Source organism: Burkholderia sp. B21-005 (assembly GCF_020843965.1).
Lineage (GTDB): Bacteria > Pseudomonadota > Gammaproteobacteria > Burkholderiales > Burkholderiaceae > Burkholderia > Burkholderia ambifaria.
Genome location: NZ_CP086303.1, coordinates 813,133 through 829,864 on the forward strand (window position 1 = coordinate 813,133; position 16,732 = coordinate 829,864).

At 65.2% G+C, this 16,732-nt stretch carries 14 protein-coding genes; 1 reads left to right on the forward strand and 13 read right to left on the reverse strand.

Going from position 1 to position 16,732, the window contains the following annotated elements:
* Positions 1-41 precede the first annotated feature (41 nt).
* From LMA02_RS34150 to pqqD, 12 genes are all read right to left on the reverse strand, one after another.
* Positions 42-1,124, reverse strand: coding sequence for a glycosyltransferase family 4 protein (locus LMA02_RS34150; protein WP_228910285.1), 1,083 nt, complete (start codon positions 1,122-1,124; stop codon positions 42-44).
* A 54-nt stretch (positions 1,125-1,178) separates the two neighbouring features.
* Entirely contained in the window at positions 1,179-2,171 is a 993-nt protein-coding gene (locus tag LMA02_RS34155) for a glycosyltransferase (RefSeq protein WP_228910286.1), read from the reverse strand.
* A complete protein-coding gene (locus LMA02_RS34160) occupies positions 2,168-2,698 on the reverse strand; it encodes a serine O-acetyltransferase (RefSeq protein ID WP_175700300.1) in 531 nt (176 codons plus the stop codon). The genes LMA02_RS34155 and LMA02_RS34160 overlap by 4 nt, the downstream gene beginning before the upstream one ends.
* A gap of 1 nt (position 2,699) precedes the next feature.
* Positions 2,700-3,899 (reverse strand): capsular biosynthesis protein, encoded by a 1,200-nt coding sequence (locus LMA02_RS34165; RefSeq protein WP_228910287.1) that lies wholly within the window; start codon positions 3,897-3,899, stop codon positions 2,700-2,702.
* 28 nt (positions 3,900-3,927) lie between these two features.
* Positions 3,928-5,160, reverse strand: a complete 1,233-nt coding sequence (locus tag LMA02_RS34170) for an oligosaccharide flippase family protein (RefSeq protein ID WP_228910288.1) — start codon at positions 5,158-5,160, stop codon at positions 3,928-3,930.
* Between the two features lie 66 nt (positions 5,161-5,226).
* Positions 5,227-7,464 (reverse strand): polysaccharide biosynthesis tyrosine autokinase, encoded by a 2,238-nt coding sequence (locus tag LMA02_RS34175; protein ID WP_228910289.1) that lies wholly within the window; start codon positions 7,462-7,464, stop codon positions 5,227-5,229.
* A gap of 53 nt (positions 7,465-7,517) precedes the next feature.
* Positions 7,518-7,952, reverse strand: a complete 435-nt coding sequence (locus LMA02_RS34180) for a low molecular weight protein-tyrosine-phosphatase (protein ID WP_228910290.1) — start codon at positions 7,950-7,952, stop codon at positions 7,518-7,520.
* Positions 7,949-9,124, reverse strand: a complete 1,176-nt coding sequence (locus LMA02_RS34185; protein WP_228910291.1) for a polysaccharide biosynthesis/export family protein — start codon at positions 9,122-9,124, stop codon at positions 7,949-7,951. The genes LMA02_RS34180 and LMA02_RS34185 overlap by 4 nt, the downstream gene beginning before the upstream one ends.
* A 187-nt stretch (positions 9,125-9,311) precedes the next feature.
* Positions 9,312-10,388 carry a sugar transferase gene (locus LMA02_RS34190; protein WP_228910292.1) on the reverse strand — a complete coding sequence of 359 codons (1,077 nt, stop codon included), beginning with the start codon at positions 10,386-10,388 and terminating at the stop codon, positions 9,312-9,314.
* 842 nt (positions 10,389-11,230) lie between these two features.
* Positions 11,231-12,181, reverse strand: coding sequence for a helix-turn-helix domain-containing protein (locus LMA02_RS34195; RefSeq protein WP_228910293.1), 951 nt, complete (start codon positions 12,179-12,181; stop codon positions 11,231-11,233).
* Between the two features lie 1,191 nt (positions 12,182-13,372).
* Positions 13,373-14,497, reverse strand: coding sequence for a pyrroloquinoline quinone biosynthesis protein PqqE (gene pqqE / locus LMA02_RS34200; RefSeq protein ID WP_228910294.1), 1,125 nt, complete (start codon positions 14,495-14,497; stop codon positions 13,373-13,375).
* A gap of 1 nt (position 14,498) precedes the next feature.
* Complete coding sequence (pqqD, locus tag LMA02_RS34205) at positions 14,499-14,780, reverse strand: pyrroloquinoline quinone biosynthesis peptide chaperone PqqD (protein WP_006751646.1); 282 nt, start codon at positions 14,778-14,780, stop codon at positions 14,499-14,501.
* Positions 14,781-14,899: 119 nt separating this feature from the next.
* On the opposite strand from pqqD, the gene LMA02_RS34210 reads away from it, so the two are divergent.
* Positions 14,900-15,952 carry an RNA-guided endonuclease InsQ/TnpB family protein gene (locus tag LMA02_RS34210; protein ID WP_228910295.1) on the forward strand — a complete coding sequence of 351 codons (1,053 nt, stop codon included), beginning with the start codon at positions 14,900-14,902 and terminating at the stop codon, positions 15,950-15,952.
* Positions 15,953-15,965: 13 nt separating this feature from the next.
* On the opposite strand, the gene pqqC is transcribed toward LMA02_RS34210, so the two are convergent.
* The gene (gene pqqC, locus LMA02_RS34215) at positions 15,966-16,685 is read right to left on the reverse strand and encodes a pyrroloquinoline-quinone synthase PqqC (RefSeq protein ID WP_228910296.1); all 720 of its coding nucleotides are present in this window, start codon (positions 16,683-16,685) and stop codon (positions 15,966-15,968) included.
* Between the last annotated feature and the right edge of the window lie 47 nt (positions 16,686-16,732).

Genomic DNA, 16,732 nt, shown 5'->3' on the forward strand with positions numbered 1-16,732 from the left:
GCCGCGCGATCGCGCCCGTCGGTCGCAGCCGGATGCTGTCGTCAGCGGGCCACCCATGCAGCATAGAGCGGCGCGAGCTCTCCGAACAAGCGCTCCTCGCCGAAGCGCTGCCGCGCCTCGCGGCTCGCGCGCCGGGCCAGTTCCCGGCGTAGCGTGTCGTCGCCGGCGAGGCGCTCGAGCCACGCGATCGCGTCGGACGCCGTCGCGTAGATCACGCCGGTCTGCAGATGGCGCACGACGTCCACGTTGCCGGCGCAGTCGGACACGATCACGGGCCGGCCGGCCAGCATCGCCTCGATGACCGACACCGGCATGCCTTCCCACGACGACGTCGACAGGTACACGTCCGCGCGTTCGAGCCGCCGCGCGACCTCGTCGTGCGGCAGCCACCCTGTGACCTCGACACCGGCCTCGGCCAGCCGCGCCTTTTCTGCTGCGTCGCCGTCGCCGATCCACACGAAGCGGGTGCCGCGCGCGCGCATGCCATGCGCGATCCGCGCGAACAACTCGGGATTCTTTTGCGCGCGGATACCACCGACGGTCACCACGCATGGTGGGCCGTCCGCCGGCCGCTCGGCGTCGCCCGAACGCACGGCCGACCGGGTGTCGCTCACTGCGTTCTCGACCACCACCACCGGCTGGCGAAGCCATGCGCGGATCGCACGGCCTTCGCTTTCCGAGCATGCAACGTAAAGGCATTTCCGGACGCACGCGATCCACTCGAGGCCGACGAACGCCACGCGCTTCGCACCCGAGATATCGCGACGCATGAAGGAAATACAGTGCGGGCTATAGAAGAACGCCGCCTTCGGCAACGCGAACAGCGTCGACAGCCGCCCGAGAAAGCCGGCGAACGACGAATGCAGGTGCACGACGTCCGGGCCGATCTCGTTGAGCGTCGCGCGCAGCCGGCCCGCTATCCGCAACAGGCCCGCGCCTTTCATCTGGACGTGACGCAGCGACACGCGCGTGTCGAACATCGCGGCAAGACCGGGCGGCGTATCCGGCCGCACCGAGTAGATGACATGGACGTCGTGGCCTTCGCGCGCCAGGCGGTTCGCAATCAGGCACACCATCGACAACGTACCGGTCGCGCTGGATTCGACTATGTGGACGATCTTCATCGGGATCCGTTCCATGAGGAATGAGCCGTCGCGCACCGACGGCGAATGACGTCGTCAGACACCCGGCCCGCGCCCCGCGACCGCATCGATATACGCGAGCACGCCCGAGCGCTCGATCACGCGCCCCCATTCGAGGGACTTCATCGCCGCCGGGTCGGGACGCATCGCACGGATCTGCGACAGCGGAAACAGTTCGTCGAAGATCGTTGCACCGGTGACGTGACACTGGATGCCGAGTTCGTGCGCGGTGCGCACGTTCGACGGCGCGTCGTTGCATACGATCTTCTTCCCGAGCGACGCGTATTCGAGCAGCTTCGTCGGCGTCTGGAAGCAATGCGGCCGGTGATACGGGAAGAAGCACACCGCGTATTCGCTGTCGCGAACGATCCGCAGCGCTTCGGGCTGCGGCACGCGTCCGACGAAGCGGATGCCCGGCGTATCGGCGAACGCCGCGCGAATCTCGGGCTCCGGGTTGCCGACGAGCACGAGCGTGTCCGTTTCGTCGCGCCGCGCGTCGCGGTAGGCGGCCAGCACCTTGTGAAAGCCGCGTTCGCGGCTCATCTCGCCGATATAGCAGAATCGTCCGGACGGCGTCTGCGCGGCACCGGCATGCGCGCCGGCATGGACGCCGCCCCGCGCGGCGCCATCGGCGTTCGCGTCGGCCGGTTCGAAGATCCAGTCCGGCACGCCCATCGGCAGCAGCAACGCGCGCACGCCATCGCGGAACGCCATCGCGTCGCGCATCCGCTCGTTCTGGAAGATCCGCAAGTCGGGCCGGACGTTCAGCACGCGCTTCACGCGGTCCTTCACGGCCGCGAGCCGGCCGACCGACAGCGATCGATAGTCGTGAATCACGAACCGCGCCGGCGGCAGCGCGCGATAGAAACCCATGATGCACCACAGGATGCAGGCGTCCCGATCGGGAAACCGCGCATACGCATCGAGATCGCCGTCGAACACCTCGAACCCGTGCGTTCTCAGCCGGCGGCCGTAGGCGGCGATCTCCGGATAGTTCGCCTTGCCGGGATGCAGAATGAACACTTTCATGTCGGTTCCTGTCCGTTGTCGAGAATGCGCGCCGGAATGCCGACGGCCACGCGGCCGTCGGGCACGTCGCGCAGCACCACCGCCCCGGCGCCGATGCGCGCGCGGTCGCCGATGCGAACCGCGCCGAGCACGACGCTGTGCACGCCGAACTCGACGTGGTCGCCGATCGTCGGCACGCCGCCGATCGTGCCGTCCTTCCGGATGGTGTTGCCGATGGTTACGCCGTGCCGCAGCGTGCAGTAATCGCCGATCACCGCGTAGCCGTTGATCACGAGGCCCGTGCCGTGATAAATCGCGAGCCCCTTGCCGATCTTCGTCTTCACCGGAATCTCGATGCCCATCAACCAGTCGCACAGCACGATGTAGAGCACGATGAGCGGCGCGCCGGCCAGCAGCGTGAACCGGCTCCGGCATGCGAGGTAATGCACGACGCGATAGAAGATCACCACGCCGCGCGTCTTCACGAACGCATTGCGGCGGCAGTCCTCGGCGATCGCTTCGGCGGTCTGTCGCAACGTGACGGCCATGTCAGTGACGCCTCGCGAACACGCGCCGCGCCGCATCGGCGGGAATGCGCGCGGCGCCGAAATAGTCGATGCCGTCGACCAGGAACGAATGGATGTATTTCAGCAGCCGCTCGCGGTCGAATTCCTTGTAGAAGCAGCGGCCGAGCGACACCACACGCTTGCCGTACAGCATCGCCTCGAGCCCGACCGTCGAATTGATCGTGACGACCGCATACGCGTGCCGGAGCAGCTCCGTGGTCGGCGACGTGACGATCTCGAAGTGATAGGTCTCCTGCAGGCGCACGATCGCATCGATCTCGGCCGCATCGGTCTCGGCCGGATGCAGCTTCACGAACAGGTCGGCGCTCTCGTTCGCCGCGAACTCGAACGCATGGCGGATCGCGTCGAGATTGCCGACGTCCGAATGCAGCTTGATCTGCGTATCGCCGGACACCTGCAGCGGCAGGAACACATAGCGACAGGTCGCCAGCGTGTCGGCCGACATGCAGGTGGCCTGTCGCGGCGCGGGCATCCCGTTGCGCGCGCGCACGCTCGCCAGGCGCCGGCGGGCGACGCCGCCGCTAACCGCCTTCAGCAGGTAGTTGGTCGCGGACGTCGCCTTGCGCGCGAACGACGTCCTGGCCTGCGGCAGCGGCATCTGCTTGTAGCGTTCGTAGGCCGACAGCCAGCGCGCATGCGTGTCCTCGTCGGGCAGCGGCAGCCGATCGATGACCTCGGGGTGGCGGCTGATCGTCGACAGCGCATTGACGCCCAGCGAATCGACGAACAGCTTGCCCGGCAGGTTCGAGATCTCGATGAAGCGGGTCGCCACGCCGTTCACCGCGCAGGCTTGCCGCACCGCGCGACACACCAGCTGCTGCCCGTTCCACATCACGCACTGCTCGACCCGCAGGCCGCGCAGGACTTCCGACGCGATCTGGAAGATCGCCGCCGACTCGCGCTTCGCCCGGGCCTCGGTCATCTGCCCGTTCAGCACCTCGATCGACAGGTGGTACGGCGTGCGGTCGACCGGCTGGTCCTCGGACACGTCGATCGGCTTCAGCCGGTTCAGGTACACCGACCGGTAGCCGTTCAGCAGCAGGCCGAGATGCGCGACCGGCTCGCTCGTCAGGAACGCGAACGCGTACTCGTGCCGGACCGCGTTCACCAGGCGGGTGGCGAAGTAGTAGCGCTCGAGGGAATCGATGACTATCAGGATCATGGTGTGCTCGTTCGTCGTATCGGCGATCTCACGCCAGCGCCCCGGATCGGGACAGATTCGTGTCGAGGACCCGGTACGTCAGCGCGATGCCGGCCGCCATCAGCGCCGCGCCGGTCAGCGAAAAGACCTGCACGCTCGTCGGGGCCGACAGGTTCATCAGTCGCGCGATGCCCAGCGCACCGGCAAGACAGACGCCACAGGTCAGCTGAAACAGGAAATCGATGCGCTGCGCGCGGGTCGCGAGGAAGATCTGCGACAGCGGCACGTAGAGCAGCTGCAGCGCGAACAGCGGCATCAGGCTGTGATAGAACGCGACTGAGCCGCGCCAGCTTTCGCCGAAGAACAGGTTGACGAGCGGCGCGAACAGCAGCAGCCCGCCTGCCATGTACACGGCCGCGAGGCCCGCGAGCGCGCGCGCGTAGGTCCGGTACACGCGCCGCACCGTCGTGCCCGCATCCGGTCGCGCCATCGCGCCGATCGCGTCGCGGCGAAACACGCCGCCGACGCTCTGCGCGATCAGCGAAACCGGAAAGAACCCGAGCCGGTAAGCCGCGGCGAAGTAGCCGGCGCTCTGCGCGTCGAACCAGTGCGGAATCGCGATCGACAGCGCGTAGGTCAGCACCGACGCGCACAGCGTCGACGGCAGGATGTACAGCGCGAAACGGCGATTCCTGACGAAGAATGCGCGGGACAGCTTGAACGAATACCCGCCCCGATAGCCGGAGAACAGGATCGCCGCGGCCATCACGGTCGAGACCCCGGCGCTCACCCATGCGTACAGCGCGAACACGTCGACCTGGCCGCACGCGGGGCATGCGAGCGACAGCACGAGGCCTGCGAGGAAGGCACCGTTGACCACCACGCGCGACAGTGCAATCCATCCGTAGCGCCTGAGACTGTTCAGATACGATCCGGCGGCCAGCTGCACGAACGATGCCAGCGCATAGACGGCGACAAGATAAAGATCCGCGCGGCCGGCGACGGCGATCAGGATGCCAAACGCGGCGGCGACGACCAGGCTCAGCGCCGTCACGTTGACGAACGCGTTGAACGACTCGCCCGGCGCGTCGTCGACGCACGCGAGTTCGTAGCGGAACGCGAGCAGCGTGCCGGCGAAGGTCGCCAGCGCGAGCAGGTAGTTGAAGTGGCCGAGCGACGCCGGTCCGAAGCGCCGTCCGATCACGAAGATGCAGACGAACAGCGCGATCTGGCCGACCACGACGCCGGCGAGCGAAACGATCGAATCCCGCGGATTGATCATCTCGCCTCCGTGCGCCGCGCGCGACCGGATGTGCGGGCCGGGCCGCCGGCGGTGGCGCTGCGCGCATCACGCATCTTGCGCCCCGTATTCGTAGGCGACATAGCGGTAACCGCCGTACTTCGACCCGTACCCGTACTGCCCGAGCCGCGGATTGACACCGTTGAAGATCACGCCGTTCAGGCGGACGCCGTTCTGCGCGAAGCGCTTCGCGGATTCGCCGATCTCGCCGAGCTTCGTCTTGCCTGCCATCGTGACGAGCAGCGCGGTGCCGGCGACCGCGCCGAGAATGCCGGTATCGGGCACCGCGAGCACCGGCGCCGAGTCGATCACGACGATGTCGTAGCGCGACGACAGATCGCCGACGAGCGTCGCGAGATTGCGGTTCAGCAGCAGTTCCGCGGGATTCTTCGGCATCGTGCCGGTCGAGATGAAGTCGAGACCGTCGACCACCTCGCGGTGAATCACGTCCTCCACGCGCGCGCTGCCGGCGATCAGCTCGGTGAAGCCGCGGCCGCGCGGAAAGCCGAGATAGTCGTGCAGCCGGCCCTTGCGAATGTCGCCGTCGATCAGCAGCACGCGCTTGCCGGCGCTCGCCATCACGACTGCGAGGTTCGACGAGAGGAAGGTCTTGCCGACACCCGGCGCCGGACCCGCGATCAGCACGACGTTGTTCTTCGCCTCGAGCATCGCGAACTGCAGCGCGGTGCGCAGGCTGCGCAGGCACTCGACGGCCGGCTCGTTCGGGAAGTCGATCGACAGGATCGACCTGTGGCCGCTCTTGCGCGCGGCCTCCTCGGCCAGGTCGCGCTGATGGTCGCTGATCGGGACCGTCGCGTACACCGCGAGGCCGAGACGGCGCTCGATCTCGTTGTGATCCGAGATCCCGTGGAACAGCATCGAGCGGACGATCGCGGTGCCGCATCCGGCGAGCAGCCCGAGCAGCAGCGACGCCAGCGCGACCAGCACCTTCTTCGGCCGCACCGCCACTTCCGGCACCGCCGCCGTATCGACGAGACGCACGTTGCCGACCTTGCCGGCCTGCACGAGCTGCAGCTGCTGCATGTTGTTCAGCAGCGCCGTGTAGAGGTCCGTGTTAACCTTCACGTCGAGCATCATCCGCACGGTTTCCTGCTGCAGGTCGGGCAGGCGCCGGATCTGCTGCTCGGCGGTGCTGCGATAACCGTTCAGCGCGGCGATCTGCTCGTCGATCACGGCCACGCTCGGGTGCCGTTCGGTGAAGCGCGACATCAGCTCCTGCCGCTTCTGCTGCAGTTCGAGCAGGCGCGTCTTCGCGTCGGCGGTCTGCGCCAGCGCGAGTTTTGCTTCCTCGGTGAGGTCGACCGTGCCGTGCTCGTTGCGCAGCTTCGTCAGGCGCGCTTCGGAATCGGTCAGTTGCTGCTTGAGCTGCGGCAGCTGCGCGGTCAGGAATTCGAGCGACTGCGCGGCCTCAGCCGATTTCCGCTCGATGTTCTGCCGCACGTACTGGCGACCGATCTCGTTCATCGTGTCGCTGACCCATTTCGGATCGGTATCCTGAAGGCTGGCGACGACGACGTCCGATTGCTTCACGCGCTCCTGCACGTTGAGGCGGTCGCGGATGTCCTCGATCGTCTTCAGACGCGAGTTGCGCACCAGCACGAACGCGGCGCCGGGCTTCGCGGCGATCGACGCGACCTGCAGCGTGATCGGGCCGCGCGGCGAGCGGAACGTTTCGAGCCTGCCGACCGTGCCCTCGACCGCGGCGTCGAGATCGCCGCCTTCGAGCCGATAGCGCTTGCCGCCGAGGCTCGTCAGCGTGAACGCGTCGCCTTCGTTCTTGCGCGGCACGTCGAACCGCGGCACGTCGATGCGCTCTCGGCCCCAGGCGTAACCGCCGAAGCCGGCCAGGCCGGGATCGGACAGGCCGTCGCCGTGGCGCGCGATCCAGTCGCCGATCAACGGAAAGCGCTTCGGCGACGCATCGATGAACAGGTTGAGCTTGTCGACCGCGCGTTCGACGACCAGTCGCGACGCGAGGATCTGCTGTTCGGCGGCGGCCGACGACTTCACGTCGAACAGCGACGACACATCGCCCAGCAACGACTTGGCGGCCGACGTGTCGGGGCTGTCCTCGACCTGGACCATGATGTTTGCTTCGAACACGGGCTTGCCGAGAATCGCGTACGCGAGGCCGGCGGCCAGCACCACGCACGTGATGGCCGCGATCAGCCAGCGGCTTTCCAGCAGGATGTCGAGCACCGCGACGAAATCGGTCTCGCTGCCGTCTTCGGCGGTTTGCTGCGGCGGGGCGGAGGGTTGGGTCATGGCAACGATATGAGGCGTATTGGGTTCCAGTGGGGCATCGACCGACGGCCGCTTCAGACGATACGCAGGCGCTTCGACCACTCGGACACACCGAGTTCGATCAGGCGCGCGCAGCGTTCGAACACGAATCTGGGCTGGCGGTAAGGGTCGTGCACGTCGAAATCCGTGTACTCGCCGAGACGGAACACGCGTCCCCGCACGAACGGGAACTGGTTCTCGAGCGACGTGCGCTGGCGACGGTCCATCACGAGGATCAGGTCGGCGTCGGTGCACAGCGAGCGGCCGATCTGCTGCGCGCGATGCGTCGACACGTCGAACCCGCGCATGCGCATCACGTCCTGCGCGTACGGCGCGGCCGGCATGCCGACCAGCGCGTTCAGTCCGGCGGATGCGACGCGCCGCCCGGGCATGGCCTGACGCAGCATCGCTTCGGCCATCGGGCTGCGGCAGATGTTGCCCTCGCAGACGATCAGGATGGATTCCATCATTTGGTCGCAATCGCCGCGGTCAGGCCGGCGTTGATGGCCGGCAGCAACAGGCTGAGCACGCGGCTGAAGCGGACGAGCCCGTTGCCGTCGACATAGACGATGTCCTTCGGCTTCAACTGGAACTGATTCGCCAGCACCATCGCGACCGGCGAGCGCGCGTCGAGGTGATAGACCTGCGGCTGCTCGTCCTGCATCCCGCGCACCACATAGAGTTGCGCGGCATCGGCCGTGTTCGCGTTCAGGCTGCCGGCCTGCGCGATCGCCTCGCTCAGCGTCAGCCGGCCATTGCGCATCGGCAACGCCGTCACGGGCTTGTTGACCTCGCCCATCACGAACACACCGCTCTCGTCGCGCGGCAGCACACGCACGAGGTCGCCGTTGCGCAGCACCATCTTCGACGGATTGCGCCCCTGCTCGGCCATCTCGGTCAGGTCGATCCGGCGCTCGACGCCGTCGCGCACCAGCACGATGCGGCTCTGGTCGGCCGCCGCCGAAAAGCCGCCGGCCCGCCCGATCGCGTCATACAGCGTCATCGGGATGTCATTCACCGCTTGCGAGCCCGGCGTATGCACCTCGCCTTCGATATACACCTGCTTCGCGCGGAACGACGCGATGCGCACGGTGACCTGCGGATTCCTGAACGTCTTGTCGAGACGGCGCGTGAGCTGCGTCTGCACCTGCTCGGCCGTCAGTCCGGCGACCGCCAACCGGCCCGCATAGGGAAACTGCAGCGTGCCGTCCTGGTCGACGACGAAACCCGGCGGCGCATCCGCCGCGCGCGGCGCGGCCTGCGCCGGCGCACCGAGCGCCGCCGCGAGTTCGGGGTGGTCCCATACGGTGATCTGCAGCACGTCGCCGCGGCCGATGGTGTACGCGTCCGGCGACGCGACGACATCGCGGGCTTCGCCGCGCGTGTCGCGCTCGGTATCGCGCATGCGCCGGATCAGCGTCAGGTCGATGTTCGTGACCGGAACCGGCAACGCGGCACTGTCGGCCGGCGTGGCGCCGCTTTGCAGCGGAATCGACGCCGGCTGCTGCATGCGCATGCCCGGCGCGATGCCGCACGCGCCCAGCAATGCACACAGCGGCAGGATCATCACGAGCGGACCGACACGCGACGCTCGGCGCGGCGCGCACGCACGCGCCGACTCCATTTGACGCAACCTCTGCATTACAACCTCGCACTTTTTTAATTTGAAATTGCGCCGGTCGCCCCGCGTCGTGTCGACCGCGAGTACAGCACCCCTGTCGAGACCGGACATGCTTGCTGCCACTGCTTGCTGCTGGACACCGCCATGCCTGCCGCCGTCACGCGCCGCCGCCGCGCATCCTTCGCGGCATCCGGGCGCGTCGCAGCGGCTAATACGCACCCGAACCGCGCACCACCACGTTGATCGTCCGGAACAAGATGCCGATGTCGCGGCGCAGCGACCACTCGCGCACATAGGACACGTCGAGCGATACGCGCGTCGAATAGTCGGTGTCGTTGCGGCCGCTGACCTGCCACAGGCCGGTCATGCCGGGTTTCGCCATCAGGTAGTAGCGCACGTCGGCGCCGTAGCGTTCGAGTTCGGCCTCGACGATCGGGCGCGGCCCGACCAGGCTCATGTCGCCCTTCAGCACGTTCAGCAACTGCGGCAATTCGTCGAGACTCGTCTTGCGCAGCAAACGGCCGATCGGCGTGATGCGGACATCGTTCTTCAGCTTGAATTCGCGATCCCATTCCGCGCGGGCGTCGGCGTCGCGCTCCAGCAGGGCCTTGAGCACCGCATCGGCGTTCGTCACCATCGAGCGGAATTTCAGGCACTTGAACCGTCGGCCGTTGCGGCCGACCCGCTCGTGCCCGAAGATCGCCGGGCCGCCGTCGCGCCGCACGGTCCATGCAATGCCGAGCAATACCGGCGCGAGCACGACGAGCAGCATCGACGCGCCGACCAGGTCGAAGCTGCGCTTGACCATCCGCTTGACGCGCCCGACCGTCCGATGGCCGATCTCGCGCTGGCCGCGCAGGTCCGCATGCGCGATGGCCGCCGCACGCACCTGGTCGCCCGCACGCTCGATCATCCCGAAGATCGCAAGCGTCAGCGCGCGGAACGCGATCAGGCCAATCCCGCTCGCGAGCGTCCAGTACACGAACCACTCGCTCGACAGCACATGCGCACGATGCAGCACGTACAGCAGCGCGGTGCTCATGCCCTGCACGACGATCCAGGCCAGCACCGTGCGGCCCAGCACGTGCAGCGCCGAGCGCCTGCGCGCCGCCTCGTAAATGCCGCAGGCGGGAAATACCGACAACGCCAGCGCGGCGGCAAAGGCGACCAGCGCACCGTCGAACAGGGTGCCGCGCGCACCGCCGGTGGCACCGATCAACGCGGGAATGAACGCGCCCAGCACGATCAGTCCGATATCGGTCGCTCGATTGATCAACGAATTCATTGATATGAACTCCTAATTCATGATCCAACATCCGTTCGCGGTGCAGCGGCATGTCACGTCTGCCACGCGTGTCGCGCCGGGCGTCCATTCGATCTCGCCGCGGCAGCCTGCCGCGACTCCGACGCATCACGATCCGGCTGGATGCGATGCGCATTCCACGCGGCGCTCGTTGCAGATCCGTTGCCTCAACGTTTCCGCAGTGCATCATATTCGTGGCGACTCGCGCTTTTATCGCTTGCGTCCGAATCCGCCTTGTTGATGGCGGAACAAATCAAGGCCAATTCCGCGCGCGAATTATTCGATCCATTTCACGAATCAGGCAATGCATCCGCCGCGCACGAATAACGTGCGCGCACAACGATTCATGCTCGAATTTCGATCAGGATGACGACACGTCTTTACATGTCGATTCGCAATTCATCTCGCCTGACATTGCCGGCGCGGCGGACGGCGCACGCATCACCTGGCGCTGCCGCGACCTGCAAGCGAGCACCGGCCGGGTCGATCGGCCGGATGCTCGCTCAACGAATAAAAAGGCCTGCACAGTGCGCTCACGGCGACACGGCAGGCAAAATTCCGAGGAGTGCCGGGGTGCCGCCTCCTCGAAAGGCCAGTCGATAATTTAAACAGTGGAAAATGGTTTCGAGTGACCGGTGTCGGACCGCGCCACGATTGTGGCCGAATCCGCCTTCGTCGCATGGAGACCGGCTTATATCCGGCATCTTTCACACGCGAATAACAGCATTGTCACTCGGACGAAACATTAATATTCGGATATCGAATTTAATTCACGCAATGCCATTCCACCGAATGGCAGCGCACGGCGAATTGCAATCGCTCGTCTAGGACGGTGTGCCATTCATCCAGTCACCGAGGTCCGACGCGTACAGCATGTCGGTCGACGCGTCGCCGCCTTTGCGGGCGGCCGCCCGATATTCGGTCGGCGAAGTCTGCAAGTGCTGGCGAAACAGCTTCGCCATCCGGTCGCCGCTGCCGAGGCCCGTGCGTCGCGCGACCTTGTCCGCCGGAAGATCGGTTTCGATCAGCATGCGGCACGCCTTTTCGAGGCGGATCCTCAGCACGAACTCGGTAGGCGTGACGCCGATTTCATTCTTGAAGCGCCGCAGGAAATTGCGCTCGCTCATCGCGGCGGCCTGCGCCGCGTCGGCGATGGAGATCCGGTTCTCGCTGTTCACGCGCAGGTGATGCGCTGCCATCCGGATCAACGTGCTCGCGCGCGCGACCCGTGCGCCGAACAGCACGTCGGTCAGCTTGCGGTTCGCGCCGGACACCATGCACATCACGATTTCCTGCGCGATCTCGTAACCCATGTCCACGCGGACGATCGACAACGCATCGGAGAACGGCCCGTCGTCTTCGTCACCGGCCGGTTCATCGTCATCGCGTCCGGCGGACGACGCGCTGCTGCCGTCAACGTCCGGGGCGGCCTTCTCGACCTCTTTCTGCGACAGATGAATCTGCGTGAGCAACTTGCGGCCGCCGTGGCTGCCGCGAACGACGCGCGCGCGTTGGTGCGCATGCCTGAGCCACGCGATCAACTGCTCGTCGAGCGCGTCGATCCCGTCTTGGCCGCTCAACACGAACATCGCGTGTACCGTGCTGGCTTCGAGCGTGCGTGCCGCTTCCGTCCAGATGCCGACGCCCGACGACGAACGAACCGGGCCGCCATGCACGGAATACAAGCGCAACTCGTAACGGTCGGTGAAGGCGCCGTCGGCGCGTCCAAGTTGATTCGCGAGTTCGAAGACGGCGGCCAGCTTGCCTATCTGCATGATGGAGAAACCTTCGAGCAACAGTACGATTACGCTTGCTCGTTGATGCCCGTTGCCGGCGCCTCTACCACGATTCACGCTTAACCCCGTCGATGAATGATTCGACACTGTTTGCATCATTGCGGCCCTTTAACAATTTCTTACATTTCTCGTTTTCTGCGCCGCATCATAGGGGTGACCCTCACCCGCCGATTTCCCAGTGTCTGTTTTCGCCGTGTTGTTGTCGGAATCAATCAAGCCTATGGTGTGGCACTATTTATTGAGTTTCATCACGTCCGAGATAAATATCTTCATGAAGATTCGCGAACAATTGACGTGCATCAACCCTCCGCGATTTGAATCGGGATAACGGAGCCGGTCTATCTCCAGATGAATGAGGAGAAGCCGATATCGGTTGAATGCGTCATCCATTCCGGCTGGCACTGCCGGAATGGACGAAGGGACAGTATCGCGACGTCAATGCGCGTCCACTGCCGGGATTCGTTTCAATCGTGCATGGTCGGATACCGGTGTGAGTGAAGCCGGCCGGCAAATAGAGCACACGACCACACGCGCGGGCGTGCCGCCGAGGCCGGATCCGGGCTACACTCCGATCGATCGGGTATTGCGATGAAATGTCAGCGTCGAAGCCGGATGCACCGGCTTTAAACGTCATACAGGCGGCAGTCGACGGAATTGAGCGAGTTCGGTCGGGGAAGCGCTGAATGTGAATCGGCGATGCCTCTTTTGCATCGTACACGCTTCAATTTCGGACAAGCGCCTGATGCGGCAATTTTCATCGAACACGAATGGACATTACGCGAATGTGTCGCGTCGTTTCAACAATGAAATACCGGTGTCATCGTCGAATCTGCCGGGATAGCACCGCGCAAACGTTGTCGGTGAAACGGATTTACCCGTGAACCAATACAGGGAATTACGGGGAATTACTCGGGATTACTCGAGACTCGTGTGCCATGCGAATCCCCGTCATTTAGAGGATTTGTCGGCACCCACTCGTCGTATGAGATTTCGTCCGGCACGGACTCGAGCGGAATCGCATCCGGATCGAAACGTTTTCATGACCGTCGTGCGGCGGTCGAATGGGGAAATCGGTCTCGGGCGGCCACGCGCGGCGCGGCACACGAATGCGCCGCGCACATATCAAACGCGTGTCTGAATGACTGGCGTCAACGCGACGGAATGCAGCGCTCAGCGCCCGATCGAATTGGCAACACTGCGAAAGATCAGCGGACGCTCGTCCTGCCGCCCTGCCCGCCGCGCGAATTGCACGGCCTGCTCGACCTGGCCGTGATGCGCGGACTTCGCGCAGACCGGATCGGCCTCCGCCGGATCGCCCGCCAGCATGTATGCCTGGCACCGGCACCCGCCATGATCCGTATGGCGCTCGTCGCAGGTACGGCACGGGTCGCGCATCCAGCCGTCGCCGCGAAACGCGTTGAAGGCGTCGCTGTCGTACCAGATCTCCTTCAGCGACCGGTCGCGCACGTTCGGCAGCACGAGACCGGGCAACCCGCGCGCGGCGTGACACGGCAGCGCGGTGCCGTCCGGTGCGACGCCGAGGAATACCGAACCCCAGCCGTTCATGCAGGCCTTCGGCCGCTGCTCGAAGTAGTCGGGCACGACGAACAGGATCTTGCACCGTTCGCCGACGAGCTTGCGGTAACGGTTGACCGTGTCCTCGGCTTCGCGCAGCTGTTCGGCGGTCGGCATCAACTGGTCGCGATTCAGCATCGCCCAGCCGTAGTACTGCGTATTCGCGAGCTCGAGAAAATCCGCGCCGAGGTCGAGCGCCATCTCGATGATCTGGCCGACGTGCGGCAGGTTGTACCGGTGCAGCACGCAGTTCAGCACCATCGGATAGCCGTGCGCCTTGATCAACCGTCCGACGTCGCGCTTGAGGTCGAAGGTGCGCGTGCTGGTCAGGAAATCGTTCAGCTCGCGCGTCGAATCCTGCAGCGACAGCTGGATATGATCGAGCCCGGCCGCCTTGAGCCGGTCGATGCGCGCGGCATTCAGGCCCACGCCCGACGTGATCAGGTTGGTATAGAAACCCAGCGACCGCGCATGCTGGACCAGCACCTCCAGGTCGCCACGCTGCAGCGGCTCGCCGCCGGAAAAGCCGATCTGCGCGGCGCCGAGCGCGCGCGCGTCGCTGATCACCGTGCGCCATGCGTCGGTATCGAGTTCGGCACCGTGCGTCGCGAAATCGACCGGGTTGTAGCAGAACGCGCAGTGCAGCGGACAGCGGTACGTGAGCTCGGCGAGCAGCCACAGCGGCGGGGATGGCTGGGTCGGTGCAGGTGTCGTGTCCATGTCAGTCGAGCCAGCCGCGCAGTCGCGCATGATCGAGGAAGCGGTACACGTCGGACGCGAGGTCCGACGTGCTGAACAGCCGCTCGAGTTCGTCGATGATGTCGTCGAGCTCGCGCGTGCCGTCGCAGCGCGCAAGGATCTCGCCCGCGCTCGGATTGAGCCGGACCATGCCTTCCGGATAGAGGAGCACGTACGCATCCTGGGCCGCCTCCCACTGCAGGCGGTACATGCCCCTCAGCGAGGGGCGCAGCGGCACGCCGCTGACGGCGTCGTTGGAGTTCATCAGAATTTGCTCCGAGAAACCCCGCCATTTCCCCCAAGGGGACTTCCTTCGGGGCGGATGGCGGGAAGGAAAGGCGTGCTGTTGACAGGCAGCTTCTTCCACGGGTTAGGATCACCGGCATGATTCTTGTCTACCGCTACCGCGTGAAGTCGCTCAACGGACTGCTCAACAAGCAGAGCCGTGCGGTGAACTACGTCTGGAACTTCTGCAATGACACGCAGAAGCACGCGCTCAAGTGGAGCAAGAAGTGGCCGACGGGTTTTGAACTGAACGTGTTGACCACCGGCAGTAGCAAGGAACTCGGCATCCACTCCGGCACTGTCAATGCAACGTGTGAGCAGTACGCGAAGTCGCGCAGCAAGAACCGTCGGCCCTACCTGCGCTATCGCGGCAGGAAATCGCTGGGCTGGGTGCCGCTGAAGGGGCGTGACCTGAAGCGCGAGGGTGACGCGTTCCGATTCGCCGGCAATACCTTTCGCGTGTTCAGTAGCCGGCCGCTTCCTGAAGGCAAGATCAAGGACGGGACCAACTTTGCGCAGGATGCCCGTGGCAACTGGTTTCTCAACATCGCGATTGAGATGCCCGATGTTCAGGCCCGCCCGATCCGCTCCGGTGTCGGCATCGATCTCGGCCTGAAAGACTTCGCCACACTTTCGACCGGCGAGAGGTTGCCCAATGATCGGTTCGGCCGGCAAGCGGCGGAAAAGCTCGCGAAAGCGCAACGGGTGCGAAAGCACAAGCGGCATATCGCGAAGCTGCACGCCAAGGTCGCGAATGTCCGTGCCGATTTCCAGCATAAGCTCGCGCTCGATCTGGTGCGGCGTTTCGATTACATCGCGATCGGCAACGTGTCTGCCGTCAAACTTGCCAGAACCAGGATGGCGAAGAGCGTCTACGACGCGCCCTGGTCGTCCTTCCGAAACAAGCTCCGCTACAAAGCGATCGCGCACGGAGCCACGTTCGAGGAAGTCGACGAAAGCGGTTCTACCCAGTCCTGTTCGGCGTGCGGATCGAAAGACAGCACGACGCGGCCGAAAGGTATCGCGGGACTGCGAATGAGAGAGTGGGCCTGTAGTGACTGTGGTGTCGAGCATGATCGTGATATCAACGCTGCGCTGAACATTCTCCGATGCGGACGTGCATCGCCAGGTGTGGGAATTACCTGCCTTTAGGCGGGTGAGGACGTCAAGCGGGGTACGCCTTTTCAATCGCGTCGAGAATCGACCACAGCACATCGAGCTTGAACGACAGGATGTCGAGCGCGCGCCGTTGCGCGTCCGGTGTCGTGAAATGGTTCAGCGTCACCGCGAGCCCGTGCTCGACGTCGCGCTGCGCGAGCGGCACGCGGCTGCGGAAATACTGCAGCCCGTCCGCCTCGATCCACGGATAGTGGGACGGCCAGCCCGCGAGCCGGTCGAGGTGGATCTGCGGCGCGAACATCTCGGTCAGCGACGAGCACACGGCTTCCTGCCACGGCGCATGCCGCGCGAAATTGACGTACGCGTCGACCGCGAACCGCACGCCGGGCAGCACGTGCGCGAGCGACCACAGTTCCGCGCGCTCGATGCCGACCGCTTCGCCGAGCCGCGCCCATGCCTCGATCCCGCCTTCCTGGCCGCCGTGACCATCGTGATCGAGAATCCGCTCGACCCACAGCCGGCGCGTATCGCGGTCCGAGCAATTGGACAGGATCGCCGCGTCCTTCAGCGGAATGCTGATCTGGTAGTAGAAGCGGTTCGCGACCCAGCCGCGAATCTGCTCAGGCGAGCACGCGCCGGCATTCAGGCGCCGGTTGAACGGATGATGGATGTGGTAGCGCGCTTCGAGCGCGCGCAGGCGCGCCTCGAACTCCTGCGCACGCCAGGGCGTCGCGTGCAGCGCCGCGGCGGGAATCGGTGCGTTCATCAGAATTTGCTCCGAGAAACCCCGCCATTTCCCCCAAGGGGACTTCC

Coding starts and splice junctions, on each gene's coding strand:
- LMA02_RS34160 (WP_175700300.1), bottom strand. CDS start 2,698: ATGGCCGTCACGTTGCGACAGACCGCCGAAGCGATCGCCGAGGACTGC.
- pqqD (WP_006751646.1), bottom strand. CDS start 14,780: ATGAACTCCAACGACGCCGTCAGCGGCGTGCCGCTGCGCCCCTCGCTG.
- LMA02_RS34170 (WP_228910288.1), bottom strand. CDS start 5,160: ATGATCAATCCGCGGGATTCGATCGTTTCGCTCGCCGGCGTCGTGGTC.
- LMA02_RS34185 (WP_228910291.1), bottom strand. CDS start 9,124: ATGCAGAGGTTGCGTCAAATGGAGTCGGCGCGTGCGTGCGCGCCGCGC.
- pqqC (WP_228910296.1), bottom strand. CDS start 16,685: ATGAACGCACCGATTCCCGCCGCGGCGCTGCACGCGACGCCCTGGCGT.
- LMA02_RS34210 (WP_228910295.1), top strand. CDS start 14,900: ATGATTCTTGTCTACCGCTACCGCGTGAAGTCGCTCAACGGACTGCTC.
- LMA02_RS34190 (WP_228910292.1), bottom strand. CDS start 10,388: ATGAATTCGTTGATCAATCGAGCGACCGATATCGGACTGATCGTGCTG.
- pqqE (WP_228910294.1), bottom strand. CDS start 14,497: ATGGACACGACACCTGCACCGACCCAGCCATCCCCGCCGCTGTGGCTG.
- LMA02_RS34155 (WP_228910286.1), bottom strand. CDS start 2,171: ATGAAAGTGTTCATTCTGCATCCCGGCAAGGCGAACTATCCGGAGATC.
- LMA02_RS34165 (WP_228910287.1), bottom strand. CDS start 3,899: ATGATCCTGATAGTCATCGATTCCCTCGAGCGCTACTACTTCGCCACC.
- LMA02_RS34150 (WP_228910285.1), bottom strand. CDS start 1,124: ATGAAGATCGTCCACATAGTCGAATCCAGCGCGACCGGTACGTTGTCG.
- LMA02_RS34180 (WP_228910290.1), bottom strand. CDS start 7,952: ATGATGGAATCCATCCTGATCGTCTGCGAGGGCAACATCTGCCGCAGC.
- LMA02_RS34195 (WP_228910293.1), bottom strand. CDS start 12,181: ATGCAGATAGGCAAGCTGGCCGCCGTCTTCGAACTCGCGAATCAACTT.
- LMA02_RS34175 (WP_228910289.1), bottom strand. CDS start 7,464: ATGACCCAACCCTCCGCCCCGCCGCAGCAAACCGCCGAAGACGGCAGC.